Source organism: Halopenitus persicus (genome assembly GCF_900107205.1).
Lineage (GTDB): Archaea > Halobacteriota > Halobacteria > Halobacteriales > Haloferacaceae > Halopenitus > Halopenitus persicus.
In genome coordinates this window covers 196,523-223,405 of record NZ_FNPC01000005.1, presented here as the reverse complement: position 1 = coordinate 223,405, position 26,883 = coordinate 196,523, and the positions used below count along the sequence as shown (strand labels likewise).

General features: G+C 62.2%; 19 protein-coding genes and 4 pseudogenes. 14 read left to right on the top strand and 9 right to left on the bottom strand.

What is annotated here, in order from left to right; translation table 11 throughout:
* Positions 1-100: 100 nt before the first annotated feature.
* From BLV25_RS10345 to BLV25_RS18235, 4 genes and pseudogenes are all read left to right on the top strand, one after another.
* Positions 101-1,039, top strand: coding sequence for a hypothetical protein (locus BLV25_RS10345; protein ID WP_176819476.1), 939 nt, complete (start codon positions 101-103; stop codon positions 1,037-1,039).
* The gene (locus BLV25_RS10340) at positions 1,036-2,487 is read left to right on the top strand and encodes a hypothetical protein (protein WP_092732921.1); all 1,452 of its coding nucleotides are present in this window, start codon (positions 1,036-1,038) and stop codon (positions 2,485-2,487) included. Before BLV25_RS10345 ends, BLV25_RS10340 begins: the two co-directional genes overlap by 4 nt.
* A 133-nt stretch (positions 2,488-2,620) precedes the next feature.
* Positions 2,621-3,253, top strand: a pseudogene (locus BLV25_RS10335) (IS6 family transposase).
* Positions 3,254-3,302: 49 nt separating this feature from the next.
* Positions 3,303-3,880, top strand: a pseudogene (locus BLV25_RS18235) (IS6 family transposase).
* Between the two features lie 311 nt (positions 3,881-4,191).
* Here the strand turns inward: BLV25_RS18235 and BLV25_RS10325 are convergent.
* From BLV25_RS10325 to BLV25_RS10315, 3 genes are all read right to left on the bottom strand, one after another.
* The gene (locus tag BLV25_RS10325) at positions 4,192-5,175 is read right to left on the bottom strand and encodes an ornithine cyclodeaminase family protein (protein WP_092732918.1); all 984 of its coding nucleotides are present in this window, start codon (positions 5,173-5,175) and stop codon (positions 4,192-4,194) included.
* Between the two features lie 478 nt (positions 5,176-5,653).
* Complete coding sequence (locus tag BLV25_RS10320) at positions 5,654-6,826, bottom strand: dipeptidase (protein ID WP_218128627.1); 1,173 nt, start codon at positions 6,824-6,826, stop codon at positions 5,654-5,656.
* A 611-nt stretch (positions 6,827-7,437) separates the two neighbouring features.
* Positions 7,438-8,205: an IclR family transcriptional regulator gene (locus BLV25_RS10315; RefSeq protein ID WP_092732915.1), complete on the bottom strand. Its 768-nt coding sequence runs from the start codon at positions 8,203-8,205 to the stop codon at positions 7,438-7,440.
* A gap of 515 nt (positions 8,206-8,720) precedes the next feature.
* On the opposite strand from BLV25_RS10315, the gene BLV25_RS10310 reads away from it, so the two are divergent.
* A complete protein-coding gene (locus tag BLV25_RS10310) occupies positions 8,721-9,839 on the top strand; it encodes a TAXI family TRAP transporter solute-binding subunit (RefSeq protein WP_092732912.1) in 1,119 nt (372 codons plus the stop codon).
* A 445-nt stretch (positions 9,840-10,284) separates the two neighbouring features.
* Here BLV25_RS10310 and BLV25_RS10305 read toward each other — a convergent pair.
* Positions 10,285-10,629, bottom strand: a pseudogene (locus BLV25_RS10305) (hypothetical protein); the annotation flags it as partial.
* Positions 10,630-11,078: 449 nt separating this feature from the next.
* Between BLV25_RS10305 and BLV25_RS10300 the strand changes: the two are divergent.
* The 7 genes and pseudogenes from BLV25_RS10300 (at position 11,079) to BLV25_RS10275 (ending at position 18,503) form a co-directional block, all read left to right on the top strand.
* Complete coding sequence (locus BLV25_RS10300; RefSeq protein WP_092732909.1) at positions 11,079-13,055, top strand: TRAP transporter permease; 1,977 nt, start codon at positions 11,079-11,081, stop codon at positions 13,053-13,055.
* A gap of 361 nt (positions 13,056-13,416) precedes the next feature.
* A pseudogene (locus tag BLV25_RS18150) lies at positions 13,417-13,567 on the top strand (IS6 family transposase); the annotation flags it as partial.
* A 406-nt stretch (positions 13,568-13,973) separates the two neighbouring features.
* Positions 13,974-15,062 carry a metal ABC transporter substrate-binding protein gene (locus BLV25_RS10295; protein ID WP_092732906.1) on the top strand — a complete coding sequence of 363 codons (1,089 nt, stop codon included), beginning with the start codon at positions 13,974-13,976 and terminating at the stop codon, positions 15,060-15,062.
* Positions 15,059-15,799, top strand: coding sequence for a metal ABC transporter ATP-binding protein (locus tag BLV25_RS10290; RefSeq protein ID WP_092732903.1), 741 nt, complete (start codon positions 15,059-15,061; stop codon positions 15,797-15,799). The genes BLV25_RS10295 and BLV25_RS10290 overlap by 4 nt, the downstream gene beginning before the upstream one ends.
* 22 nt (positions 15,800-15,821) lie before the next feature.
* The gene (locus BLV25_RS10285) at positions 15,822-16,847 is read left to right on the top strand and encodes a metal ABC transporter permease (RefSeq protein ID WP_021074337.1); all 1,026 of its coding nucleotides are present in this window, start codon (positions 15,822-15,824) and stop codon (positions 16,845-16,847) included.
* Positions 16,848-16,952: 105 nt separating this feature from the next.
* Complete coding sequence (locus tag BLV25_RS10280) at positions 16,953-17,714, top strand: IclR family transcriptional regulator (protein ID WP_092732900.1); 762 nt, start codon at positions 16,953-16,955, stop codon at positions 17,712-17,714.
* 465 nt (positions 17,715-18,179) lie between these two features.
* Positions 18,180-18,503, top strand: coding sequence for a hypothetical protein (locus BLV25_RS10275; protein WP_021074339.1), 324 nt, complete (start codon positions 18,180-18,182; stop codon positions 18,501-18,503).
* A gap of 58 nt (positions 18,504-18,561) precedes the next feature.
* On the opposite strand, the gene BLV25_RS10270 is transcribed toward BLV25_RS10275, so the two are convergent.
* The 4 genes from BLV25_RS10270 to BLV25_RS10255 form a co-directional block, all read right to left on the bottom strand.
* Complete coding sequence (locus BLV25_RS10270; RefSeq protein WP_081758124.1) at positions 18,562-19,791, bottom strand: FAD-dependent monooxygenase; 1,230 nt, start codon at positions 19,789-19,791, stop codon at positions 18,562-18,564.
* Positions 19,792-19,924: 133 nt separating this feature from the next.
* Positions 19,925-21,427, bottom strand: a complete 1,503-nt coding sequence (locus BLV25_RS10265) for an SLC13 family permease (RefSeq protein WP_218128625.1) — start codon at positions 21,425-21,427, stop codon at positions 19,925-19,927.
* Positions 21,428-21,537: 110 nt separating this feature from the next.
* Complete coding sequence (locus tag BLV25_RS10260) at positions 21,538-22,320, bottom strand: acetate--CoA ligase family protein (protein WP_092732897.1); 783 nt, start codon at positions 22,318-22,320, stop codon at positions 21,538-21,540.
* The gene (locus tag BLV25_RS10255) at positions 22,313-23,740 is read right to left on the bottom strand and encodes a CoA-binding protein (RefSeq protein ID WP_092732894.1); all 1,428 of its coding nucleotides are present in this window, start codon (positions 23,738-23,740) and stop codon (positions 22,313-22,315) included. Before BLV25_RS10255 ends, BLV25_RS10260 begins: the two co-directional genes overlap by 8 nt.
* A gap of 148 nt (positions 23,741-23,888) precedes the next feature.
* Here BLV25_RS10255 and BLV25_RS17440 point away from each other — a divergent pair, with 148 nt between their 5' ends.
* Entirely contained in the window at positions 23,889-24,059 is a 171-nt protein-coding gene (locus tag BLV25_RS17440) for a hypothetical protein (RefSeq protein ID WP_176819475.1), read from the top strand.
* A gap of 76 nt (positions 24,060-24,135) precedes the next feature.
* Positions 24,136-25,221 carry a cupin domain-containing protein gene (locus BLV25_RS10250; protein ID WP_021074345.1) on the top strand — a complete coding sequence of 362 codons (1,086 nt, stop codon included), beginning with the start codon at positions 24,136-24,138 and terminating at the stop codon, positions 25,219-25,221.
* A 47-nt stretch (positions 25,222-25,268) separates the two neighbouring features.
* On the opposite strand, the gene BLV25_RS10245 is transcribed toward BLV25_RS10250, so the two are convergent.
* Positions 25,269-26,813 (bottom strand): class I adenylate-forming enzyme family protein, encoded by a 1,545-nt coding sequence (locus tag BLV25_RS10245; protein WP_092732890.1) that lies wholly within the window; start codon positions 26,811-26,813, stop codon positions 25,269-25,271.
* Positions 26,814-26,883: the final 70 nt, after the last annotated feature.

Genomic DNA, 26,883 nt, shown 5'->3' with positions numbered 1-26,883 from the left:
CCGGAACGGCGCGGCCAGTCCCTCGGTCCCGTCGGTCCCGTGGGTTGGACGGTGCGGGAAGCGCAAGCCCTTTGCCGCTCTCCCGTCGAACTCCGCCGGTATGTCCCCGTCGCGACGCCGCCTCCTCCGAACCGCCCTCTCCGGGATCGCGCTCGGGGTCGGGACAGCCGGCTGTCTCGACGCCGCCGATTCCGGATCGACGTCCGACCGTCCCGCCGGCCCGAACCCGAGCTCCGGGACCGAGACCGACCCGCCCGTTCGAAAGCCCAGAAACCCCGGCGGACGGTCCGTCCTCCGCGAGGCGGACGCCACCGGAACGCCGTCGACCGGGAGTGGAAACGGGAACGGGAGCGAAACCGGAACCGGGAACGGAACCCGAACCGGAACCGGAGCCCGAGGCGAGCCGAATTCGGGACCCGCCGCGAGCGGACCGCCCGTCGGCGCCGTTCCCGGGGCCATCAGCCGGGAACTCATCGTCGACGCCGACCGCGTTCCCGAACTCGCGTTCGCCGACGGCGTCCCCGCCGACGCGGCCGCGTCGGCCCGGTCGTTCCTCGAGGCGACCGACTTCGAGACGCAGTCGGTGTTCTTCAGGACGTTCGGGATCGAATCCTGCGAGCGGTTTCGGATCCACTCGGTCTCCTGGGAGCGGGACCACGTCGAGTTCGAGTACTGCCGCGAGCTCAGGCCCCCCGACCGGGCGTGTACGGCCGACGCGTGGGACGCCGTCGGGCTGTTCATCCGGCTGCCGGTGACCTTTCGCTCTCCCACGGCGTTGTCCGGCTCCGGCGCCAGCGGCCGGTCCCCGTGCCGGAACGTCGACACGAGGTACGACCGCATCGACGCGAACGCCACCGTCGAGGGATCCCCAACCGTCGTCGACCCGACTGACGCCGGCTCGACTGACATCGGATCGACGGACGACCAGCCGACTGACTCGGCGACCGTGACCGTGGGAACGTCAACTGCATCGGACACGTCAAACGCGTCCACTACGGCCACTGCGTCCGACGCCTCCGACGGGGGTGACGGATCGTGACTCCGCCGAACCGATCACGTCGCTCCGTACTCTCGGGGATCGGGACCGCGGCGATCGGGGCCGTCTGTGCCGCCGGCTCCGTCTCGCTCGCCGGCTGTACCGACCGTTCGGACCGGTCCGTCTGGGACGATCCGCCGACGTTCGACCCGACCGGACTGGAGTCGGTCCGGGAGTCGTCGCCGCCCGCCCGGCCCGCGATCGTTCCGGTTCCGTTCGATCCGACCGTCGCCGAACGGTTTCGGGGCCGGGTTCGGGCTCTCCTGGCTCCGATCCCCGAGCCGCTGTCGGCCGAAACGCTGCCGAACGGCGCGATCCGGAGCCGGATCCGCGAGGAGCGTGCCGCGGCTCGCTCGGCGCTGGCCGCCCACGAGAAACTGCGCGACCGCCGAGCGTCGCCGCCCGCGCTTTCGGTCGCGGACCGGCTCGTGACCGCCCGGGGACACGCCGCGAACGCGGTCGGAACGTGGGCGGCCGTCGCCGAACGCGGGGCGCCACGTGACGTGACGCGGTCGGTGGACGCGACCCTCGAGACGATCGAGTCGTTCGGCGGGGCGCTTCCGGGGCCGGCACGGACCGTCCAGGAGGGGACCGCCGTCTACGGGGCGATCGAGCGCTGGCTCGACGTGGCGCGGCGGTCGACGCTGGTCGGCGGCGTCGACGCGATCGAGGAGCGGGCGAACCCGCTTCGAACCGGGTCGGCCGTCGGCGACGTCGAGACGGTGCAGGCACGGATCGACGCCGGTCGCCACCTCCGGCGCCGGTACGTCGCGCTGCCCGCGGTTGCCGACGGCGTTCCGGCTGCAACGGTCGAATCGGCCATCGTCGACGCCCTCGAGGCCCTCGCGCCGCGGATCGAGGAGCGTCTCCTCGATCTCCACGGGGCCGACGCGTCCGAGGAGCTCGAACACCCGATCCGCTACCCGGATTCGGACGTGTACCGCGAGGAGTCCTCGCTGCCGCGGGACGCGCCGAGCGTCCGGCTCCTCTCGCGGCGGATGGGCGAGTTCTTCGACGAGGCCCGGTTCGACCCGATCGCGCTGCCGGGCTTTTCCGCGACCCATCCGGCGACCCGGCTGCGGCGGACCCACCGGACCCTCGCGTACCTCGACGCGTTCGACGTGCTGGGCGAACGCCTGGCGGCCGACGACCCGTTCCTGCCGGACGACGGCGCCGAGATACGGTCGGCGCGGACTGACGCGATCGACGCGATCGAGTCGCTCGCGTCCTCCGACGCACCCTTGAATCGGTGGCTGGCTCGCCGCCTCGTCGAGGACCTCGATCGCCCGGACGAGATCCTCGCCGACGCGACCGAAAGGGGCGTCGAAGCGGACCCGTCAGCGTCGGTTCTGCAACCGATCGCCGACGCCTACGCGGAGTATCGGTGGATCGATATCCTCGCGGGGACCGTGCCGGATGCGACCGGGACGGTCGCGGATGCGCTGACGTGACTGCAGTCAGGTTCGCTCCCGTCGACGTCGGATACTTCGTCGGGGAAAGCCGGAATCGACGGCGTTGATATTACTATTGCGACACTGTTCAAATAATATCGAAAAGTGAAGCGGACGTAGTTTTTTGGTGCCTATGCCAGAAACCCGCCGCCTCACCGAGTGTAGTGGCTTCCCGGGGCGAGAGTTTGTGGAGCGAAAGGTGACACTCGAGTCAGCTATGAAGCTCGGTATCGAACTGCATTTGGCTGGACTATCGCTGTCAGATACCGTTTCAGTCCTGCTGGTTGAGTGTCGAGCACTGTCGCTCTACCGTTCACAACTGGATTCAGAAGGCTACCCTACAGCCTGTAGAGAGCCACAGCCCGAATTGCGTCGCGGTTAACGAAACGTAATCCGAGTGAATGACCAGCGCTACTGGTTGTTTGCTGCAACTGATCCTGACTCGAGTCGCCTGCTGCACGTGCGACTATTTTCAACCCGGACGTCTGCGCTGACCGAGATTTTCCTCGCGGAACTCCAAAAGAACCATCTCATTGACGACGCGATCTTTCTGGTCGATGGCGCACCCTGGCTGCAGGCGGCCTGCCACCGTCACTTACACCGATTCCAACACGTCATCTACGGGAATCGGAATACCGTCGAACACGTCTTTAAACGACTGAAACATCGAACTGCAGCCTTCGCCAACCACTTCAGACACGCTGATCGGAACACAGCAGAAACGTTGCTTCAAGCATTCGACGTCTGCTTCAATCAGCTACTCTGAACAATGCCGCGTTAAGTTAGAGGATGAGACACTTGAATTCAGAGTGTTTATGGTCGAAATCGAACGCCTTAGCGAACGTATTGCGTGGATTGATTTGTCGTTTGTGGTGCGAGATCGGACGCCACGATAGCCAATTGAAATAGGAATATAATATCAATTTAAATATACAAATTTAATGGGTATGATAGTATTTAGAAATATAGGATCAATCGGAGCCACATTGCTGTTTATGATTAGATTCATAAAGCTGACCTACAGCCGATCTCGACCGTATCTGAGGATCAACTTGCGGTTGATGAAAAGACGCTCCGTCTTCACGGCCAGCCATTCCGGCTGTACGACGCGGTTGCTACATCTACCAACGAAATTCTTCATCTTAGGCTCTACCCAACCACAACGAAACAGACGACACAATGGTTTTTTTTTATCGAGCTTCATCAACGCTACCAGCTTGTTGACGTCGAACCTCTCGTCGATGATGCAGGTTATCTCGCTAAAGACGGTTATCGAGTTTGGGTGATTCGCTATTGAAATCAAAACGTTATTGAACATATATTTTGGAAAATAGAACATCAAACATCACTGTTTGCAAATAGTTTTAGCAATGTCTCGGTAGAAACAGCTTAAAACTGGCTCGAAGCCGTCGCAGTCTACTACGACCCACGCCAAACTTAACGCGACCAGGTGAGATGCTCGTGGTGTTGTCACGAACGAACTAGGTGAAAATGTGTGGATGTCCTGCCGGTGAAATGCATCAAAGTTCGTGCAAACACCGCGTTGTTCGTCACAGTCGTCGAATTTCCGTAGAGACTTAGAGGCGGATCGAATGTGATGTAGGTGATGCCGCCTCGGTCGTGATAACTCGTCTCGCGGACAACTCTCCCTGTCCTCACTGCTTGGACCGGGTGCCACCGCTGACGGTACATCCGATATATCCGTTACTCGAACGCGAACTCAGTTCCGACGCGTCGCTCGCTCTTGCCCTCCTGGACGTGTTCAGCGAGCGCGACGTCGAGCGATCCCATACCGATCGGAACGAACAGGACACGGTGGTCAGCCCCGACGGAGCTTGTGTAGTCATCGACGAGCACCTCGCCGATAGTCGCGTCCACGTCGTTCCGCGTCAGGTCGCCGCGGTCGGCCATATCTGAGAGGACGCCGCGCTGGAGGCACGAACTAACGTCATCGACGACGATATGGTCGGCCGCTCGGATCGACTCGTCGGGGAGTTCGCGGTACGAGCCGAGGCCGACGATGAAAACATCGTCGGCGAGCCACGCCTCCTCCAGCACGGGGGTCTTCGAGTTCGTGACTGTCAGGACGGCGTCGCTACCGACAGCCTCTTCGGGATCGTCGCTGACAGTGAGTTTGGCCTCTAGCTTTGGGCGGAGCCTCGCGGCGAGGGTGCGGGCCCGGTTTCCGTCGACGTCGAAGAGTCTAAACCAGTCGACGCCGGTGAGGCGATCAACAGTGCGGAGTTGGAACTCGGCTTGGAAGCCGGCGCCCAGAACGCCGATCGACCGCGGGGTAGTCGGTGCGAGGTGTTTCAACCCTACGACCGACTGAAGTGCGGTCCGCACGCCAGTGAGGTACATCCCCTCCATAACTGACTTGAACTCGCCGCGTTCAAGATCGAACAGGAGGACCCGCGAACTAATCGGCATCTCACCGTCGGCGTCCCAGGTTGCGACGGCCCACTTCGTCCCCGCGACGCCAAGCCAGTCTACGTACGCCGGCATATTGATTGAGAACGCGTTCATATCCGGCCAGCCGCCGTCGTCGCCGAGGTGCATCGTTAGCTTCGGCGGGTTCAGTACCTTGTTGCGTGCGGTCTCGGCGTAAGTTCGCTCGACAACTTCAAGAGCGTTCTTGAGATCGATGCGTCTCTGCACGTCATCTTTCGAGTACAGTGTCGTGGCCATTCGTTGGTAGTGTACTGTGCTCCATTCGTGACGTATTATATATTTCGCCTCGACGGGTGTCCGTCTGCGACGGGATCGGAACCCGTCCCGACTGTCATCGCGAGCGATCGGTTGGTCGGCGTCCTGACGAATCAACGAAGTAAACGACCCATAAGCCCGCTGGTGCTCCTCTTTTTGATCGTCGAGGATGGCTTGAATGCGCCGGTGTTGCCGCGGTCCCCTCGGTGGGAATGCGAGGTCGCACCCGAAAACCCGCAGCAGGTTGATGGTGAGAACCTAGACCGTGTACGCCCTTTCCGAGCGGGTGATCGCCGTCGAGCGTCTCGCACACCGCCATCCCGTTCAGATCGTTGCTGTAGTACCTTTATCACCGTATGAACTAACCACCGGACGAGGCGGTCGGTATCTTTTGTCAGAATTCGTGATCGGTGCAGCGTCGATCTCGGAGAGACTGGCAGTGACACCCGCCCGCTGACGGTCACCACCCATCTGTCGCATTCCCCTGTGAGCGCTCCCAGAAGTCAAGGAAGTTCTCTCCAAGGATGCCCTCAGCGGCTTCGGGGAACCGCTCTTCGAGTCGCTGCCGGACGACGGGCCAGTTTCCGTAGGTCTCGAACTCACCGATCCCGGCCGCAATGGTACGCTGCTCAACCTTCTCGCGGTCGAACCCGAGTTCAACAATGTGATCTTTGTAGTACTCGAGCAGCTCCGGCGGAAACAGCGAGTCTGCCGGGTAGAAGTCTGTTCCGAGGCCGACGTTGTCGGCGCCTACGATCGAGACGGCGTGGGCGAGGTGCTCGAGGAAGATGTCGAGCGTCGGTTCGTCGACACCCGGCGCAATGAACCACGGAAGCGTGACGATGCCTATGTAGCCGTCCGCGTCGGATAGTGCCTCGAGTTCCTGGTCTGTCTTCCCCCGGTAGTGCTGGGCGACCGCCTGACAGGTCGCGTGCGTGACTGCGACAGGTTTGTCAGAATACTCGATAGTGTCGAGGGTCGTCTGTTTCCCGCAGTGGGAGATATCTACGATCCCCCCGAGCTCGTTGATGCGGTCGACGGCGGCTCGCCCGAACTTCGAAAGACCGCCCTCGGCGGGGTCGTTACAGCCGGTCGCGAGCCGGTTCTGGTAGTTATAGGTGAGTTGGAATAGGCGGACGCCCTCGTTGTAGAGGACATCGATGTCCGCGAGCGACCCGTCGATGGCACCGTCGACATTTTGCGTGTTCAGGACGATGCCCACGTCGTCCTCGGCCGCGACCCGACGTGCCTGCTCAGGAGAGGTCACCTTGCGGAGCCAGTCAGCTGAGTCAAACCGCGACTGCCACCGAGCGAGGTCGCGTCGTTGGCCGGCACGCTCCGATATGGACGAGTCGTGTGTCCACGGCGTGACAGAGAGTAGGTCGACGCCCGCCGTCCGATAGATATCCCGCACGGACGTCCGGAAGGCTGGGTCGTGCTCGAACCGCCTCACTTCGTAGTCCCAGATGGCCTCCCAGGCTTCGTCTTTCGACAGGCCGTCGGCTACCATTTCTCTGACCGCCTCGTCTACGTCCGTCACGTCACCGTACGCTCGGATCACCTGTTCCCAAGGAGCAGATGACGTGTAGTCGAAAACCGGTCCATCCCCTGTTTCCGATCGTTTCTCAGTCATAGTTGATTATCGAAATCGTCTTGTATCACTGTTTTGAATGCTGTGCATCCGTCGGGCGCACACCGCCCGAAAGAGTCGTCTCTGTCACCCGTACGGGCAGCCTGCAAGGAGAAAAGTGGTTGACATCGAGTCGCGTATGGTTATCAGTCCCACCAGTCACCTTCTCACCCACGCGATGGGCGGATTTCCCCGTCGCGTTGGGACTCCGGACCCAGGACTGGTCGCTGTCGAAAACGAGGCTCGTGTGGTTTACCGCCACCAACGCCCTGAACGTGACTGGAACCGGGTCAAACTCAACCACGAGCCGTCTGAACACACCAGTGTCACTTGATTGTATCACTATTTGCCACAATACTTCATTGAAAGTTACTATACGTATAGGTTGGGGTTGAGGTGCTTATTTATTGTGCTCTTCAGCCCGCGTGTCCGGGATGGTTCCCTGATAGTCCGAGAAGGACGGCTTCGTGCACACCTCTAGTCGACTATAGTGAACGATTGGCGAAGCCGAACGAGTGAGTCCTTTAATTCACTACTCGCTGTAAGATCCCGTATGAGTCCAGGAAAACAGTGTAAGTCGGTGCAGTCGGCGCGATAGAAGGACTCTGGTCTTACTAATGGTAAGTAAGTTCCAGCTCGATTGTATCGGCCGCTTCGCAAACCACGTTTGGTAATGTCTCGGTAAAGTGGTCGCCGCTCAGTCGATTTTTAGGGCCTGCAATCCCGATTGCACCCTGGACTTCGTCCTTCTTTAAAATAGGGCTCGCAACCGCATGGACGGTTTGTATAGTCTCACCTCTGTTCATCGCGAATCCACGATCCCGAATAGTCTCTAATTCCTCGAATAACGTGTCGGGATTGGTGATTGTGCTTCCGGTTCGCTCCGGGAGGCCGTAACGGTTGATGATGGCCTCGACGCGAGATATCGGTAAATTCGCGAGGATGGCTTTGCCCGCGGCGATGTCGTGTAACGGCGTGCGTTTTCCTATACGACCGCGAGTCTGGACGGCTTTCTCGCCAACACTTTTCATCAAATACACCGCTCGTCCGTGTTCCTCGACTACGATCCAAACGACTTCATCGGTCTCCTCTGCAACCTGATTAATGACCGAGCGCGCTGCGGTAGTCAGGTCCATAGTGTTTCGAACCACCATCCCGTTGTCGAGCGGCTTCAAACTCAGTCCATATCGGGAGCCATCTTTGACAACGTATTCGTGTTCAAATAGGGTTGCTAAATACGTGTGGGCAGTGCTCTCTGCGATGTCGAGTGCGTCCGCGATCTCTGTTACAGTGCCTCCGTTTGATTCTCGGAGATACCGAATCATCTCGAAAACCGTGTCGGCGGTTTTCACAGTCCGATTTGGCGTGTCAAATAGCCCCATAGAGATTGTTTCTCCTCGAAAGGTAAAAATCTATTTCTTCCTAGACTATATTTTCTCAATAGATATTTCGGTATTTGCAGAACGGATACGCTCCGCTTGCCCTTCTTGTGGAATCAGGTACTATTTTGCTTGTGCCGTTGCCGTTGTGTATCCCTAGGCGGTGACGGAATTGGTGATTGAGCCAGTTGAAATTGCTTCCGTACCAAAACCCGTTTGTATGTTAGTCGTTGATGCCTTCGGAGGGACTACTAGTGTCAAACTCACTCTCCTCCCGCTCCCAAAGTATCCAATTACAAAACTAATTCTGTAACGGAATCTCTGAGACACCGGGGTGTATACCGTCTGCAATAATAAATTTCACATCTGAAAATTCGGTATTTGAAGAGATTTTAGTTCCGTTTGTAGTTCCTCAATAGGCCGACAAGTGTACCGATTTGCTATCTTAGACTCCAGATCATCCATCAGCAGTTGAGCGATAGTTTTAAATACCTCCTACAGAGTACTATGATTGCAATATGGCAGAGAGTAGCAAACTCGATTCGAGTCGACGTCAGATTCTGAAATACCTGGGCGTATCATCAGCATCGCTCGGATTGGCCGGGTGTATGGGTGGTAGTTCCGGTAACGGAAGCGGAACTGACTCTAGTGGAGACAGTAGTGGCGGTACAGAAACTACCGGAGAGGCAGAACAGGAGCAGTACACTGTGCCGATGGGTGCGGGCTCGTCCGGCGGAAATACCTTCCAATTCTGTCAAGCTGTCTCGCGTGCACTTGATGAACACGCAGAAAAGGCACGAATGTCAGTACAGGAGACAGAAGGGTGGGTTTCAAACGCTTATTTATACGACAAGGGTAATATTCCAGCGGTTTCCCTAGACAACAACACTGCCGACTTGGCTTTCCAAGGAGCAGGTAAATTCAATGATCAACCCGTAGAGAGCCTCCCCTACCAGGGACTGGGCTATACAACGATCCAGATTTATTGGCTCGCAGTCGAAGGGTCTGGGATTGAATCAACCGCTGATCTTTCCGGAAAGAATGTTTTCCCGATTCAACCGGGTTTCGGTACTCGGCTGCTCACAGAGACGATTCTGAAGGAAGCCGATATGTGGAACGACATCCAGCCGGTAAATGTGGACGTTGGTGACGTCCCCGGTGCTATCGCTGAAGACCGTATTGATGCGTTTGCCACGTACGGCGTCAATGGGAAATCGCTTGTCTCTTGGGGGCAACAGATCGACGTTAACGCAGATGTCTACGCGATCGAGATGGGTCCTACATTCGAAAAGGCAGTTGACAATGTCGGCGGTGCTCGTAAAGTCGAGATCGAACCCTATGGATGGGATCAAGACGTGACAAAACTAACGGACAAAGTCACGAGCTGGTCCCTCGACGGCCAACTCAGATTCGGATCAGAGGTACCCAAGGACGTCGTCCACGAAATTCTCAGTGTCCTACACGACCACGTGGATACCGTCGAAGAAGCCGACTCCAATACGCTACCATACGGTGAGGTGGACACGTTCTCTGCATCGTACCTCCCTGACCAGCCAATTCATCCCGGTGCCGCAGCGTTCTTAAAAGAGAATGACGCCTGGAATGATGACTGGAAAGTCGGAGATGTTAGCACGTAATCCACGCTCCACTCGGAAGAGATTCGCAGAACAGAGCTAACAGACTCTCCTTGTCTCTGCAAAAGGTGTTCACCGTGGAATTTGGTGATAATTCCTTGAAAATAAAACAAATCTTGGAAATCCTATGTTTCAGGGATCATTTGGATCGACAGTGATATCTCGGGGAAATGGGGAACTTCGACCATCCTAATGGATAAGACGTGGATATCATTTACTGATCCCAGGTTATCCACGTAGTAGGTTCGTCGGAACGGCGTTCTCTTTCGCCTTGATAACGTACGAGAGGACATTATGCAACGATGGACCATCCTGTCTGCTCCGAACGCGAGTGAGTGTCGGTGGTCTTGAATGTTAATTGTCCTTACACCGTGAACGGGGCCGAGAATTGCTGGCGATACGATTGGGTGAGTTACTTTCGTCAGACTGATACGGTCCTGTAAAGTCTCTACGCTTTTATCGCGTAGATTGTTTGTGAGTTAGAGTGTTTCGGGTTGGTTTTCAACGCTTCTTTCGCTGGTTCTCGGAAGAATTCGCGGCGGAGTTGGAACGCTCTGAGATCCGGTGTGAGCCTGTCTTTGGAGAGACCTCGATGTGGCGAGAGCCGCCGTCGCGTCAGCGGGGTGTGGTTCGCAGATGTTCACGTGTACATCTCTGTCAACGTACTCACCGCGCTATAGACGACGTATTTGCGGTCGAACACATCGTCCTCATCGAGTGTATCGTACGCCCGAAAGCCATCAGTATAGACGGTCACCGACTCTTCTTTGTGGTCTGCAAGCAGGAATTGAATGTGCGGTCGCAATTCTCTCACAGATACCGCTGAAACGCTCGATAGCTGCCGTGAATCACGGATTTGGAACGGCAGCGTAAACACAAATGACGTCGTTACCCCAGCGAACCTGCTGGAACAGGTTCACGGCTCAACGCTCCGAGACGGACGTCTTGATTGGTAACTTCGTTCGTCTGATGACGCGGTCACCCTTGCCCGCTGTGAATTCCAGCGACTGCTGAGAACTGGCCAACAATCTTCTATCCAAGAGCGAGTTTCTAAATGCCGATCACGTCTGCACTCTCGTGATACATCCTTCGAATGTGATCGGGTATCCTAGGTGTGGACCGTGGAATCAGTGAGCGAAGGGAGAGACGGAAAGACACCTCAGTCCGTAATCTCCGTCTATTGGCAGATTGGAGTTAGTGAACGCCGGTATCTTTATCACAGGTGATGAGTGTGATAGTCATATGGACCCAGACCTCGATAGTCGGTTAGGAGGCCTAATCACGATTTTATCGTTAGCTGTCTGGACAGCCGTGATTTATTACGCGCATACCCAAATGATGCCCAAGGCCAAGTATGGGATCATTTTCCTCGGTGGTATGCTGTCCATCTACGCTCTCAAAGAGATAGCAGAAGTCGGCAAAGATGATGAATGGAGGATCGTCAAAATTGCCTCTCTTGGAGTGTCAATCGCGATTACAGTTGCCACAACTGCCTACCTTGTAGCTAATTTCAATGAGCTGTCGGTAGTCAGAGTTGGTTACGCGCTCAGTCATGAGTATATCCTCGCCGCCTTCTTCACTCTAAACCTCTTATTCTTGGTTCACCGTGAATTTGGAACTCATTTTCTCGTTATCATTGGGGTTGGAGTCGGATACGGGTACTTTGGTCAGTACCTGCCTGGAACACTCGGCCACGGAGGCCTATCGTTTCGTCGACTGTTACAGCTCCTCGTTCTCGATATCAGCGGTTTCTTCGGATTTCTGAACGAATTGACGGCAGCATGGATTGCTCTCTTCTTACTCTATGCCGCCTTCCTCAATAGTTACGGCGTCTTCGACGTTATATTCAACTTTGCTGGTAAGACAAATAAATATATTGATTCTGGTGTTGTTCAGACAGCCGTCATTTCAAGTGCTATCATCGGCTCGATAAACGGGAGTCAAACGGCGAACGCCAGTATGACCGGTTCTATCACTATTCCTCTAATGAAACGTAATGGAGTGAGGCCCGAGATTGCCGCTGCAATCGAGTCAGTAGCGTCGACTTCGGGACAAGTTCTTCCTCCGGTTATGGGTGCGGGGGCCTTCGTAATGGCATCCATCCTCGGGATCTCCTACACGACGATACTCGTTGCGGGAATCGTCCCGGCTCTGATCCTCGTCCTCAATATCGGTATCGCTGCGCACATCATCGGAAAGCACGAGCTCGACCGAGACTCAGTGGTGGACATCGCCGAAATCGAAAACAAATCCAGAGTCCACTATTTCTTTGATGGCATACGTTTCCTCGTTCCGTTTGGGATTCTTGTCTATACACTCGGAGTTCTCCAGTGGACGGTGATGACGTCGGCCCTTTACACCGCGATATCTATGCTGATTCTCGGTGTCAGCCTGCCTGTTATCCAGACGATGATCGACCCAGCGACTGAAACAGAACCTGTCACCACTCTCGGGCAGGAGCTTCGAAACACCGTTGACGGCTTTCGGTCAGCGGCGTACTCCACCGCACCGATCGCGATCATTATGGCGGCGATTGGCGGGGTGGTAACGATTCTCCTCGCCACCGGTGTTCCCGGCGCTATTTCCCTCCGTATGATCGGTTTGACAGGCGGTATTCTACTATTGGGAGCAATTCTTAGCCTCGCTTTATCCATTATCTTGGGACTCGGAATGCCGACTGTCGCAGCCTACACGATTGTTGCCCTTTTGGTCGCGCCCACACTCATCAACCAATTTGGAGTCCCGGAGCTTGCAGCACACTTTTTCGTGTTCTATGGCGCAATATTGGCCGGGCTCACACCCCCAATCGCGGTCGTGTCGGCCGTGGCCGCGGGAATCGCAGGCGCTGGGTTCATAAAAACTGCATACTATGGAATGAAAATCGCATTTTCGCTGTTCATTCTGCCGTTCGTCTTCGTCTATCATCCTGAGATCTTGATCACGTCAGTAGACCTCTCTGCCCTGACCAGCTCAGGGCTAGTTCTACTCGGATCAATTGGCCTTATCTACGGTATCAACGCCTATTTGTCATTCAACCGCCCCGTGAATGTGTTATTAAGAACTATTTATATCGTGGTCGGGTTGACAGCAATGCTGACAACGAATCAGACAATACAAGTTATCGCAGTATTTATGATTCCTGTTATTTATAGTGTACACAGAAAGATGCAGTCCATTGAACGGTTGAAAAACCCTATTGCACTCCCGACTCGCTCCTAACCGAATCGCATCTGGGTTCTATGTACCTGTAGGTAGCAGTATTGATTTGAAAGTCGAATAAATCGCCGAGATATTATTCCATATGTGATAATTAACTGACACTCCATAGCGTCACAAAGTGCAGATGAATTCGTCACTGCCGTATATCCTTACACCGATGGCACCTGATTAGAATTGAAGGCTGAAGTGACTGAACCTCTGAGTAATCTATGCCCGAGATCAACTGCCCCAGCGGAGTAGCGACTGCTTCGGGCCATAATTTGGAGAGAGAAGCGACATTGCGGTGGACAATGTATCCCGGTATTCGACTCTATTTTGAAAAAATATAATCTATAGATATTATCTCAAAGGTTGAAAGATTGGTGTCGAGAGCTGTCGATCGACTGTCCACAACTGGATACAGAAAGCCGATCTACAGCCGGTTGAAGGGGAGAGTTCGAATTACGTTGCGGTCGATGGAACTGTAATTCAGATTGATAACCAGCGCTACTGGCTGTACGCTGCTGTCAACACTGATAAACACGAAATCTTTTACGTGGTGGTTGGAAGAACACAAAATCTCGTCTCTCATCGATCTTTTTTGGCGGATTACACGAGACACACGACTGTCGACGACACGCTATTTCTCATCGATAGAACTCGGTGATCCAAGAAGCACTCCGTCGACACTGCCTCCGATTCCAATATGAAACATACAGAAATTAAACACTACCAAATAAATCTACAAAGAACTAAAACACCAAATAAATGAATTTATAAACTATTTCGCTACGTCGATCAAGCAACCGCCGAAACATAGTTACTTGCCTAGGCCTTGCCAAAACCAAATTATCTGAACAGTACGGCCAGTGCTGTTTGTTATTAATTCTAGACTCCAATATAATAACACTCATAAGCGAGGACGCCCTATCGGATCGTATGACTCACACACGGCGGGACCTCCTGGCGGGGACCGCAGGCGTGCTCGCGACGTCCGCCACCGCCGGCTGTACCGGACAGCTCCGGCGGATCGCCGGCGAGCGGTCGCTCGAGAAGGGCGGGTATGCCGCCTTCTTCACGCTGTACGACTTCGCGCGGCACGTCGGCGGCGAGACGTTCCCCGTCGAGAACCCGATCCCGACGGGCACGATGGGCCACGCCTACGAGGCCGGCCCGGAGCTCGCCACCGAGGTGGCCTCCCACGAGCTGTTCGTCTACCTCGACGTCGAGGGATTCCAGCGCTGGGCGCTGGACGCGGCCGCCACGATCGAGCGGGACTACCCCGGGGTCGAGCTCGTCGATGCCCTCGACGGGATCGAGCTGCTCGCGGCGGACGCGGATCACGCACACGAAAGCGGCGATGGCCACGGGACCGACGATCACGACGGGGAGCACGAAACTGACGGCCACGGCGACCACGAGACCGCCGACCACGAGACCGCCGACCACGGTGAAACCGGAACTGACGAGACCGCGGCCGACCGGTCCGGGGTGGATCCTCACTACTGGACCGACCCCGTCCGCGCGTCGCAAAGCGTGGAGAACGTTCGGGCGGGGCTCGAGGCGGCGGATCCGGACAACGCCGACGTGTACGCCGCGAACGCCGAGGCCTACCGAAGCCGGCTCGAGGACGTCCACGCGACGTTCGAGGAGGGACTGGCCGACCGTACCCACGGGACGGTCGTGCTCGCGGGACACAACTCCTACCGGTATCTCGGGGACCGGTACGACTTCACCGTGCACTCCCCGCAGGGGGTCTCCCCGCACGCGGAGCCGAACCAGGACGAGATCTCGGCGACGATCGACCTCGTCGACCGGGAGGGGATCGACGTGATCCTCGCCGACCACTTCGGCTCGAACGACCTCGCGAACACGATCGTCCGCAATTCGACCGCCTCCGAGGTGCGGGAGGTCTCGCCGGCCGAGGGCACCACCGCCGAGTGGAACGACCGGGGCTGGGGCTACGTCGAGCAGCTGACCGAGATCACTCTGCCGGCTCTCCAGGCCGGGCTGGGGGTCGACGCATGAGCACGGTCGCCGCCGCCCGGAACGTCACCTTCAGTTACGGCGACACCGTCGCGATCGAGGACGTCACCCTCGAGGTGGAGTCCGGCGAGTTCCTCGGACTGATCGGCCCGAACGGTTCCGGGAAGACGACGCTGTTGCACCTGCTGTTGGGACTCAAAGAGCCCGATTCGGGGTCGGTCGAGCTGTTCGGCGAGCCGGTCGCGGCGTTCGAGGACGGCCACCGGATCGGCTACGTCGCCCAACAGGCGACACAGAAGGGGTCGACGATGCCGGTCACCGTCGAGGAGGTCGTCGAGATGGGACGGTATCCCCACCGCGGCGCCGAACGGCTCACCGACGACGACCGCACGATCGTCCGCGACGCGATGTCGCGGGTCGACGTCGACGACCTTCGGGACCGGCGCATCAACGCCCTCTCGGGCGGGCAGCGTCAGCGCGCCTACATCGCCCGCGCGCTCGCCTCCGAGGCGGACCTGCTCGCGCTCGACGAGCCGACCGTCGGGGTCGACGCGGAGTCGCGGGACCGGTTTTACGGGCTCCTCGACGAGCTCAACGACGAGGGGATCGCGATCGTCCTGATCGAACACGACATCGGCGTGGTCACCGACCGGGCCGAGCGGATCGCCTGCGTCAACCGCGAGCTGTACCACCACGGGGACACGGAATCGTTCGTCGAGAGCGACGCGCTCGAGCGCGCATACGGCGCGACCGGGACGGTCGTCCACCACCATCACTGAGATGACCGGACCCATCCCTGAGATGACCGGACTCATCACGCGGCGTCGACTGTTGCACGGAGCGGTCGTCGGCATCGCCGGCGCCGTCCTCCTGCTCGTGGCGTTTATGGTCAGCGACGGGCTCGCGTCGCTGGGCCTCCCGGGCGGCGGGTTCGCGGCGTACCTCGTCCTGCTCGGACGCGCGGTCGGCGCCGTGACGGGCCTGGAGCTGTTCGGGTTCCGGTTCGTCTGGTACTCGCTGGCCACGGGCGCGCTGATCGGGATCGTGGGCCCGCTCGTGGGGATCTTCATCGTCCATCGGGAGATGGCGCTGATCGGCGAGACGCTGGCGCACACGGCCTTCGCGGGCGTCGCCGGCGGGCTGCTCGTCGGGAGCGCGACCGGCTGGTCCGCGCCGCTGCTCGTGTCGGCGCTCGTGGCGGCCGTGATCGGCGCCCTCGCGGTCGAGTGGCTCGCCGAGCACGCCGCCGCCTACGGCGACGTCCCGATCGCGATCATGTTGACGGGGTCGTTCGCGCTCGGGACCATCATCATCTCCTGGGGCGGCGGGTTCTCCGGGCTCAACATCGAGGCGTTCCTCTTCGGCAACATCTCGTTCGTCCCGGTCGACGGCGCCTGGCTGATGGTCGTCGTCTCCGCGGTCGTCCTCGCCGCGGTCGGGTCGCGGTACAAACAGCTGCTGTACGTCACCTTCGACGAGCAGGCCGCCCGGGTGGCCAGGCTGAACGTCGCCGGCTATAACCGGCTGCTCATCGTGCTCACGGCGATGGTCGTCGTGGGATCGATGCAGGTGCTCGGCGTGATCCTCGTGGCGGCGATGCTCGTCGTGCCCACCGCGGCGGCCTCCCAGGTCGCCACGAGCTTCCGGGAGGCGATCTACCTCGCGGTGCTCGTCGGGGAGACCTCCGTCGTCGCCGGGATCCTGATCGGCTACGGCTACGGGATCCCCGCCGGCGGCACGATCGTCCTGATCGCGATCGGCTGGTACGTCCTCGCGGTGTTGCTCGCCGACCGCGGGATCTCGCTGTCGACGCGGTCGGCGTCGTAGGATCCCGGCGGCTCACGCCGCCGCTCGGCATCGGCGGAGCGTGAGAACGGAAGTTCTCCCACAGCGAACACAACGCTTTTGCCCTCCGCCCGCGCGGGTTCGCCCATGACGGACGGGAACGCGGGAACCGTGAAGTCGGTCGAGACGATGTTCGCGGTCGTCGACGTGCTCCGCGAGCGCGACGGGGCACGGGTGACGGCGATCGCCGACGAGCTCGACCTCTCGAAGAGCGCGGTGCACAAGCATCTGAGCACGCTCCGGAACCACCGGTTCGCCGTCAAGGAGGGCGACGAGTACCGGCTTGGACTGGGCTTTTTCGGGTACGGATCGTACGTCCGGACCCGGTACGACGTCTTCCGGAAGGCGAAGCCGCTCATCCGGGAGCTGGCCGACGAGACCGGGGAGATGGTCTGGCTCATCACCGAGGAGAACGGGATGGGGATGTACCTCTTCGGCGACGGCGGCTCCCTCGACGTCAACGTCGATTCCCTGGTCGGCACCTGGCGACACCTCCACCTCAACTCCGGCGGAAAGGCGATCCTCTCGCGACTCCCGGAGGAGCGCGTCGTCGAGATCGTCGAGCGACACGGGCTCCCGCGGCGCACCGACGCCACGATCACCGACCTCGACGAGCTCCTCGCGGAGCTCGAGACGGTCCGGGAACGGGGCTACGCGCTCAACCTCGCGGAGGACATGGCCGGGATCCACGCGGTCGGCGTCCCGATCGTGCACCGCGACCGCGTGCAGGGCGCCCTCTCGATCGCCGGCGCCGCCAACCGGCTGACCGAGGACCGGATCCACGACGAGTACGCCGACCGACTGTTGACCGCCGTCAACGACCTCGAGTTGAACCTCACCTATCGGTAGCCGTACCGCGCGGCTCGTTCTCGTATAGTGATCGGTAGTTATCCCATATTCGTCGTGCTTCAAACTATATATCGTGTCTTATAGATCTTTTACAAGTATTTATCGCATATACAGCCAACTACAGATTATTTAAATAGATCTATTCAATATTTATTCGTTCTTTATGAGTGAATGAGTTTTCGAAGGAGCACTCCGCGGTCTCCGATATATTACAACCATAGGTTCGTAATATATTTCTCAGCGGGATCGATCGGCGCGGCGAACGTGTCACCCGTCACGTCGACGTCCCGATCCACACGCGTCGATCGTCGACCGGACCGATCCGCGATAATTGTTCTCCATCAGAGAACGATTTTGCTGCTTCGTTCCGACGCGTTTCCCCCGCTCGCGTCACCGCGTCGCCGCGAGCGGCCCGAACGCGGCGCCACCGTGGGGATTTACGTACTCGGGGATCGATCGTCGGGTATGGTCATCGGAGCCGACCTCGAAGCCGCCGCCGAATCGCACGCAGACCTGCCGGACGCCGACGAGGTGTACGACCGCGAGGAGCCGATCCCGCTGTCGGCGCTGTTCGACGACGCGTTCGTCGCGGCACACACCGACTTCGAGACCTTCGACGAGCTGGTTGCCGCGAGTCCCTCGGACGCCGACGTTGCTGGCGACCTCGGCGAAGTGCCGAGCGGACTCTGGGACGAGTTCGTCGCCGAACACACCGACTTCGCCGACGAGGAGGCGTTCGTGATGGCCGCCCGCGATAACTGGGTCGCGAAGAAGCTCGACCTCGAGTGATCGACGTCGATCGACGTTCCTGGCTGGCCGCTCTCGAAGCCGGAGTCGGGAGCGGCGGTCAGTAGTTGCCCGTCGAGACGATCGGCGGGGTGCCGTGCGGGCCGTAGGGGGCGTCGTCGAGCCACTCGCCGGCCGCTTCGAAGTGGTCCGCAAGCGACGCGGCGGCCTCCTTGCGCAACACGGTGACGGGGTCCTCCCCCTGGAGGTATTCGAGCGCCTGGCCGGCCGCGTTCAGGTTGTACTCGGCGGCCGTCTCGCGGCGGGCCGCGTAGAGCTCGACCTCGTCGCGGGCGACGGCGTCGGTCCGGGCGTTCACGGCGACCGCGATCGCGGAGGCCGCCTCGTCGGCGTCGGCGACCCCGGAGTTCATCCCGCGCGCCCCGAAGGGGGCCAGCAGGTGGGCCGCCTCGCCGGCCAGCAGCACGCGCCGGTGCTCGTCGACGAAGGAGTCCGCCATCACCTGGAGGAACTTGTAGGTCGACACCCAGGTGATGTGGTCGACGTACTCCTCACCCATCACGTCGCGGACGAACTCGCGCATCCGCCCGTCCTCCGTGAGCGCCTCGGGGTCGTCGTCCTCGAAACACTGGATGTCGAGCCGCCAGCCCCCCTCGAACGGGACCAGTAGAACGTTGCGCCCGTCGGTCTCCGGGGCGTCGTAGTGGAACAGCCGCTCGAGCGGCAGCGGGTCCTCGTCGGGGTCCTCGATGTCGGCGATGATGAAGGAGTTCTCCGACTGGTCGCCCTCGAACTCGGCGCCGATCTCGTTGCGAACCCGCGAACCGCCGCCGTCCGCGCCGACGAGGTACTCGCCCGTCCACTCGCGGCCGTCCGTCGTCTCGACGCGCACGCCGTCGGGCGAGGAGTCGACCGTCTCGACCTCGGCCTCCCAGTGGACGTCGATCCCGGCCTCCGCCAGCGCCTCGTGCATGTACTCCTCGGTCACGACCTGCGGGAGGCTGGTGAAATGCGGGATGTCGCCCGACCCGCCCGGCGAGTCGTAGGTCCGCCGGAACACCTGCTTGCCCCGCCAGCGCGTGTGGCGGGTCGGCCAGACGAGCCCCTCGTCGACGAGGTCGGTGCCGAGCCCGGGGTGGATGCGCTCGAGCGTCCGCAGCGTCGACCCGTGCACGTAGATCGCCCGGCTCCCGGACCGATCGCGGTCCGCGGGGTCGCGCTCGAGGATCGTCGATTCGACGCCGCGGGCGTGCAGCGCCAGCGCCGTCGTCATCCCGACCGGCCCGGCGCCGGCGATCAGCACCGGCGCGTCCGTGGTAGGTTCGCTCATATGAGACGTGTTCGCGTTACGCGACGAACATCAAAGCGTTTGCGGTCCCTTCGTGAACCCGGACCGCCCGCGATCCTCTCAGTACGGGAACTCGAACACGGCAGCTCAGTACAGGACTCCGAACCACAGCAGCTCAGTACAGGACTCCGAACCACAGCAGCTGGAGCGGAAAGAGGACGACCATCGTCACCAGCGAGCAGGCGGCGGTCGTGCGGATCAGCTCCCCCGTTTCGACGTCGCCCTCCGCGAGCATCGCGATCAGCACCGCCGACTGGTAGGGGAAGAAGTAGGTGCTGAGCGCGAGCGTCTCCGAGAGCAACACGGGCGTCAGCGGGAGCCCGGACGCCTCCGCGAACGGGATGAGCACCGGGGTGAGCACGCTCGCCACGGCCAACCCCTCCATCAGCAGCGCCAGGGCCGCGGTGCTCAGGTAGACGAGCGTCAGGCTCACCGCCAGCGGCACGTCCGCCGGGATGGAGCCCAAAAGCACCGTCGCCGCGGCTTCGGAGACGCCGGTCGCCGCGAGCCCGTCGCCGATCGAGAGCACGACCGCGACGAAAAAGAGGATCGTGAAGTCCGCCTCCGCGTCGACGATCTCGAAGGAGACGGCCCCGATCCCGGGCAGGAACGCCAGGACCACGACCGCGATCGCGCCCACGACCGGGTCGAGTCCGTGCAGGAAGTCGGTCGTCCAGATCGCCGTCCCGACGAGCAGGAACGCCAACATTCGGCCGGGGCGGGTGACGTCGGCGTCATCGCGAGTATCGGAATCGCGGGCATCGGAATCTCGGGTGTCGGAATCGCCGGTATCGTCCTCGGATGCGGACGCGACGTCGTCCTCCGTGGCCGACTCGATACCGCCTCCCTCGAAAGCGACCGTCGAGTCGGCGTCGGGCCGGAAGAGGAAATACACGACCGCGAGCACGGCGATCACTCGCGTGATCCCCATCACGGGGTACAGATGCAGCGCCCACTCGCTCCAGGCGATCGCGTGGCCGGCGACCGACTCGGCCAGCCCGGAGATGATGATGTTCGGCAGGTCGGCGGTCAGAAACCCCGGCGAGCCGTAGAAGGTCGCGAACAGCGGACCCAGATAGAGCCCGACCCGGGCCGTCCGGTCGTCGAACCGCGAGCCGATCGCCGAGAGGATCGGTGCGAGCAGCAGCACCCGCACGAGCGCGGAGGGGACGAGCAGCGCGAGCGCGTGCGCCGAGAGCCCGAGGCCGACGAGGAGGCGCCGATAGATCCGCGTCGGGGCCATCGTCCCGGCGCCGGACCGAACCGACGCGGGCACGCAACGGGCGATCACGCGGTCGCCGGCGAGCTCCGCCAGCCCGCTTCGACGGGTCGCGACCCCCATCAGCAGGCCGAAGCCGACCAGCCACGTCGCCGACGATCCGAAGCCCGACAGCGCCAGCTCCGGCGTGAAGACCGCCGCGAGCAGCCCGATCCCGATCACGCTGGTGTACGCCGGCCGGATCGGCGAGAGCACCCAGAGGCCGATGCAGAACACGGTGATCGAGAGCATCCGCCCCGGGTCGCCGCCGACGGCCACGAGGGGGATCGTGCCCGCGATCGCCGCGATCGGGAACGCGATCCTGGGGCTGCCGAGGCGCTCGCGGACCCGTCCGCTCACGGGTTCCGTCCTCCGGTGCAACCGAGCCGGTTCCGGCCGTGTTCTCGATCTCCCTCACGATGCCGGCGTCCCGCCCGGCTTCGGGACCACGTCTCGCTCCGCATTCGCGATCACTCCGCGAGGACGACGAGCGCGTCCAGCGCGACCGCGCCGTCCGGCGAGACGAGCACCGGATTGACGTCGATCTCGTCGATGGCCGGCGCCTCGACGAGGAGGTCGCCGACCGCCTGCACCGTCTCGACGAGCGCGTCGACGTCGCCCGGCGGCCGCCCGCGATAGCCGGACAGCAGCGGCGCGGCCGTCAGCGACTCGACCGCGGCGCGCGCCTCCGCCGCCGTCACCGGCGCGATCCGGTGGGCGACGTCCTCGTACACCTCGGTGAAGACGCCGCCGAGCCCGACGAGGGCCACGGGGCCGAACGACGGCGTGTTCATCCCGCCGACGATGAGCTCCGTCCCCGCGTCGAGGGCGGCGGCGTCCTCGATCAGCACCTCGGCCTCGATCCCCTCGGCGGCCGCCGCCTCGCGGATCGCGTCGGTCGCGTCGGCGACCGCGTCCGCATCGGCGAGGTCGAGCGCGACGCCGGCGCCGTCCGCCCATTCGGTCTTGTGGGTGACCGCGGGCGACGAGACCTTCGCGACGACGGGATAGCCGATCGCCTCCGCGGCCGTGATCGCCTCCTCCGCGTCGGCGACGACCGCGCGGTCGGGGGTCTCGATGCCCGCCGCGTCGAGCAGCGACTTCGACTCGGCCTCGGTCAGCGTGGTGCGGCCGGCGGCGCGGGCACGCTCGATGATCGATTCGACGGCGTCCTCGTCGATCCGGGTCACCGTGTCGAGTGGCGTCGCGGCGTCGGAGGCGGTCGTTCCGTCGGCGGCGCCGCGGTCAGACATCGGCGTTCACCCCCGTCGAGTCAGCGGTTCCGTCGTCGCTCGGCTCCTGCCGTTCGTCATTCGGTTCCTGACGTCCCCCGTCCGCGAGCGCGCCGTACCGCGCGAGCAGGCTCACCACGTCCGCGGCGCGCTCGGGCGAGTGGAACACGGGGATCCCCATCTCCTCGAGCGCGGCGACGTCGTCCTCGAAGTCCGCCGGGGGACCGTCCGTGGCGAAGACGATGGGCTTCTCGACCGTTTCGACCAGCGACCGCATCCGGTCGACGGGCAACCCGAGGGCGTCCTCGTACAGCTCGTTCACGAGGACGACGTCGACCGCGTCGTCCGCGGCGACCGCGGCGACGACGTCGCCGAACTCGGGCATCGGCCGGCCGGTGTCGATCGGGTTCTCGGCGTAGGTGATCCCCGGCAGGATCCCCGCGATCTCCTCGCTCGTTGCGTCGGCGAGTTCGGGGAGGCGCCCGCCGGAGCGCTGGATCCGGTCGGCGATGATGATCCCCGGACCGGCCTGGGCGGTGATGACGCCGACGTTGGGGCCCGCCGGGAGCGGTCCGTCGCCCAACACGGCCGCACCGTCGAGCAGCTCCCGGGTCGACTCGACGGTCGGGATCCCGTACTGCTCGAAGCCCGCGAGATAGAGCTCGTGGTCGCCGGTCAGCGCGCCGGTGTGCGACTCCGCGAACGCGCCCACGTCCGACTCCCCGACCTTGTAGGCGATCACCGGCGTGTCCGCGGCCCGCGACGCCTCGAGGAGCTCGCGGCCCCGGTCGGTGCCCTCGACGTGGAGGACGATCGCGTCGGTGGCGGCGTGGTCGTCGAAGTGACCGATCGCCTCCGGGAAACCCACCGTCGCGCGATTGCCGAGTCCCACCATCGCCGAGAGTCCGCGCCCCTCCCGGAGCGTCTGAAACGCCAGCGAGTGGGCGACCCCGCCGCTTTGGGCGATCACGCAGGTGCCGCCGGCCGGAACCTCCTCGACGCCGCTTGCGAACGATCCGCACAGACCGTCGCCGGGGATCACGAACCCGCTCGTGTTCGGTCCGAGGACCGCCATCCCGTGGTCCGTCGCCGTCTCGACGACCCGGTCCTGCCGGTCCTCCCCCTCCGGGCCGGCCTCGGCGAACCCGCCGGCGTAGATCACGGCGGCGTCGACGCCGGCGGCCGCACACTCCTCGATCACGTCCGGAACGACCGGCGCCGGCACCGCCACGAGCGCGAGGTCGACGTCGTCGTCGATCTCGGTCACCGAGGCGACGAACTCCCGGCCGAATATCTCGCCCTCCGCCGAGGGGTTGACGGGATGGATCGTGCCGTCGAATGGCCGGAGGTTGACCAGCACCTGGTGGCCGATCTTCTCGGGGGCACGCGAGGCGCCCACCACGGCGATCGACGCCGGTTGGAACAGGCTACCAACGTTCATACGCCGTGTACAGAGACCGCCGGCATATCCCTTTCGACACTTTTCGACCGGAACAACGTCCGTCGTGCGGACGTCGATCCGCCGACATCGGTCCGCGGACATCGATCCTGCCGATATCCTTTTGCCCGGCCCGCCCGTCGCGTCGGGTATGGCCGAGTTCGAGAACCCCTACGCCGAGGAGAGCCCGTTCGTGCAGGCGCACTTCGACTGCCTCGACTGCGGCGGCAAGCTCTGGGAGTACGCGGTCCAGCGGCGCATGGTCTGTGAGGACTGTCGAGCCGTCTTCGCGACCGACGACGTCTTCGACGCGCAGACGTAGGCCGTCAGCCGACGATCCGCGTTCGACCGTCTCGACCGCCAATACACTTATGCCGATCCTGCGATAACGGGACACTATGGCACAGTCAGAGCCTGATCCGGAGGAGCTCCTGGAGCTGAGTTCCGAAACCCGGACGATCCTCGAGGAGCACAGCCTCCGCCCGCTGTGGGAGGTCGAGGACGAGATGGGAACCGCCCTCGACGACCCCGAGGCGGACGTCTGGAAGTGGGAGGACGTCCAGGAGGCGATCGACCACATCGAGGAGGACGTGCCGATCGCCGACCTCCCGCCGGGGTTCCAGCGCCGCGTCGCCGTCCCGATCAACACCGCCCACGCGATCTCGAACAGCATCTACGTCGGGATCCAGACGGTCTCGCCCGGCGAAACGGCGCCCTCCCACCGTCACGGTGCGAACGCGCTCCGGTTCGCGATCGACGGCCACGAGGACATGAAGACGGTCGTCGCCGGCGAGGAGTTCCCGATGCGGAACAACGACCTGATCACCACCCCGCAGTGGGAGTGGCACGACCACGTCAACGACTCCGACGAGACCGCCGCCTGGCTCGACGTCCTCGACCTGCCGCTCGTGCTCGACTCGATGAACGCCCGGAACGTCTTCGAGAACCACGAGCTCGAGCGCCAGCCGGTCACCAAGACGCCGGGCTACTGGGACTCCCAGTACGGCAACGGCCGTCCCGAGGGGGATTCCGGCGACGGCTCGATCCCCGGGCCGTTCGAGGGGATCCGCGAGCCGACGCCGCCGTACCGGTTCGGCTGGGACGAGATGCTCGAGGCGCTGCGCCAGCGCGCCGACAACGACGAGCCCGACCCCCACGACGGCTACAGCCTCTCGTACGTCAACCCCGCGACCGGGAGCCCGCCGCTGTTCCCGACGATGACGTTCCGTGCCCAGCTGCTGAACGAGGGGCCGACCGACCCGCACTTCCACAACGCCACCGAGGTCTACTTCGTCATCGAGGGCGAGGGCGCGACCCACGTCGGCGACGAGGCCCTGGAGTGGAGCCAGTGGGACGTCTTCATCGTCCCGCCGGACGAGATTCACCACCACGAGCCCGACGACGAGGCGATCCTGCTCGGGATGAGCGACCGCCCCGTCCTCGAGGCGTTCAACTTCTACGCCGAGGCGGAGCCGTCCTCGTAACCGGCCGTCACTCCTCGAAATCGGCTCTCACTTCTCGTCGTCGGCGGTCACTCCTCGAAGAACGTCGTCCGCACGTCGTCGCGCCGGATCTTCCCGGTCGAGGTCCGCGGGAACGACTCCCGGGTGATCACGTACTCGCGGGGGCGCTTGAAGTCGGCCAGTTCGTCGTGAGCCTGACAGTACGCGTCGAGGTCCGCCTCGGTCACGTCCCCGTCGACCGCGACGACGGCGGCGATGCGTTGGCCCCACCGCTCGTCCTCGCGGCCGACGACCGCGGCCGCCCTGACGTCCTCGTGGGCGGTCAGCACGCCCTCGACCTCCTGCGGATAGACGTTCTCGCCGCCGCTGACGATCATGTTGTCCACCCGGTCGACGATGTAGAGGAGCCCGTCCGAATCGACCCGAGCCACGTCGCCGGTTCGGAGCCAGCCGTCGACGGTCAGGCGCTCGCTCTCGCGCGGCCGGCCGACGTACTCGGTGGCCATCCCGGGACTCTTGCCGATCACCTCGCCGGTCTCGCCGGGATCGACCGTGGCGGTCGGGTCGGGCTCGACCTCCGGCCCGACTGACTCGACCACGCGCAGCTCCCAGGTGAACGACTCCGTGCCGATCGTGCCGGGGTTCGCCCGTTGCGTTTCGGGGTCCGCGAACGCCAGGTTCGGGCCGCCCTCGGTGAGCCCGTAGGTGTTGTACAGCCCCTCGCTGAGGTGCTCGGCGACCGCCTCGGAGAGCTCCTCGGTCACGACCGACCCGCCGGTTCGGATGTACGACAGCGACCCGAGGTCGTAGCTCCCCTCGCGCTGCTCGTCGACGAGCGTGTGTAGCTGGGTCGGGACCGCGAGCAGCCCGGTCGCCGCGTTCGATTCGATCAGGGCGAGCGTCTCGGGCGGATCGAAGTCGGTCTGGACCACGAGCGTGGCGCCGGCCTGCAGGTGCGGCATGATCCACGCGTTCGTGGTGACCATGTGGTACCACGGCGTCGTGAGCACGCCGACGTCCCGGTGGTCCAGCTGCATCTCCATGACGTCCTGGGTGCTGCCGTACCACAGCTGCTCCTGGTCGAACGGCACCGCCTTTGCGACGCCGGTCGTCCCGCTCGTGAACAACATCCCGTGTTCGTTTCCGTACGATTGCGGCCGGCCGGCGTCGGGGGCGACGTCGGCGACGAGCGACTCGTACTCGCGGACGTCCCCGCGGTCGGTTCCGTCGCCGTCGATGCTGACTCCGGTTTCGATCGCGGTCCGGTCGAGGACGTCGAGGGCGCGGTCGGCCGTTCGCCCGTCGAAGACGAGCACCGCCGGGTCCGTCGGCTCGAGCATCTCCACGAGGGCGCCGGCACTCTCGCGGAAGGGAAGCTGCACGTTCCCGAGCCCGCGCTTGTGGCTCGCGAGGAGGACCTCGATGACCTCGCTGCCGTTGTACGCGAGCGTGGCGACGCGCTCGCCGGGCGCGAGTTCCTCGAGGGCGGTCGCCAGGCGGTCGGTTCGCTCGTCGAGGGCGGCGTACGTCAGGGATCGGCCGTCGTCGGTCCGGACCGCGTCCCGCTCCGGGTGACACCGGACCGACCGGTCGAATGCGTCGAGGTAGTTCATATGGGACGTGAGTACGTGTCGAACGGTGGCCGGTCCCAATAATTGTTGTCCTCCGTGGCGGGGCGATCCG

Excerpts from the sequence above, each read along its gene's own strand:
- BLV25_RS10315 (WP_092732915.1), bottom strand. The coding sequence starts at position 8,205 with ATGGGGCTATTTGACACGCCAAATCGGACTGTGAAAACCGCCGACACG.
- BLV25_RS10285 (WP_021074337.1), top strand. The coding sequence starts at position 15,822 with ATGACCGGACTCATCACGCGGCGTCGACTGTTGCACGGAGCGGTCGTC.
- BLV25_RS17440 (WP_176819475.1), top strand. The coding sequence starts at position 23,889 with ATGGCCGAGTTCGAGAACCCCTACGCCGAGGAGAGCCCGTTCGTGCAG.
- BLV25_RS10295 (WP_092732906.1), top strand. The coding sequence starts at position 13,974 with ATGACTCACACACGGCGGGACCTCCTGGCGGGGACCGCAGGCGTGCTC.
- BLV25_RS10320 (WP_218128627.1), bottom strand. The coding sequence starts at position 6,826 with ATGACTGAGAAACGATCGGAAACAGGGGATGGACCGGTTTTCGACTAC.
- BLV25_RS10310 (WP_092732912.1), top strand. The coding sequence starts at position 8,721 with ATGGCAGAGAGTAGCAAACTCGATTCGAGTCGACGTCAGATTCTGAAA.
- BLV25_RS10270 (WP_081758124.1), bottom strand. The coding sequence starts at position 19,791 with ATGAGCGAACCTACCACGGACGCGCCGGTGCTGATCGCCGGCGCCGGG.
- BLV25_RS10345 (WP_176819476.1), top strand. The coding sequence starts at position 101 with ATGTCCCCGTCGCGACGCCGCCTCCTCCGAACCGCCCTCTCCGGGATC.
- BLV25_RS10290 (WP_092732903.1), top strand. The coding sequence starts at position 15,059 with ATGAGCACGGTCGCCGCCGCCCGGAACGTCACCTTCAGTTACGGCGAC.
- BLV25_RS10245 (WP_092732890.1), bottom strand. The coding sequence starts at position 26,813 with ATGAACTACCTCGACGCATTCGACCGGTCGGTCCGGTGTCACCCGGAG.
- BLV25_RS10275 (WP_021074339.1), top strand. The coding sequence starts at position 18,180 with ATGGTCATCGGAGCCGACCTCGAAGCCGCCGCCGAATCGCACGCAGAC.
- BLV25_RS10255 (WP_092732894.1), bottom strand. The coding sequence starts at position 23,740 with ATGAACGTTGGTAGCCTGTTCCAACCGGCGTCGATCGCCGTGGTGGGC.
- BLV25_RS10300 (WP_092732909.1), top strand. The coding sequence starts at position 11,079 with ATGGACCCAGACCTCGATAGTCGGTTAGGAGGCCTAATCACGATTTTA.
- BLV25_RS10260 (WP_092732897.1), bottom strand. The coding sequence starts at position 22,320 with ATGTCTGACCGCGGCGCCGCCGACGGAACGACCGCCTCCGACGCCGCG.
- BLV25_RS10250 (WP_021074345.1), top strand. The coding sequence starts at position 24,136 with ATGGCACAGTCAGAGCCTGATCCGGAGGAGCTCCTGGAGCTGAGTTCC.
- BLV25_RS10280 (WP_092732900.1), top strand. The coding sequence starts at position 16,953 with ATGACGGACGGGAACGCGGGAACCGTGAAGTCGGTCGAGACGATGTTC.
- BLV25_RS10325 (WP_092732918.1), bottom strand. The coding sequence starts at position 5,175 with ATGGCCACGACACTGTACTCGAAAGATGACGTGCAGAGACGCATCGAT.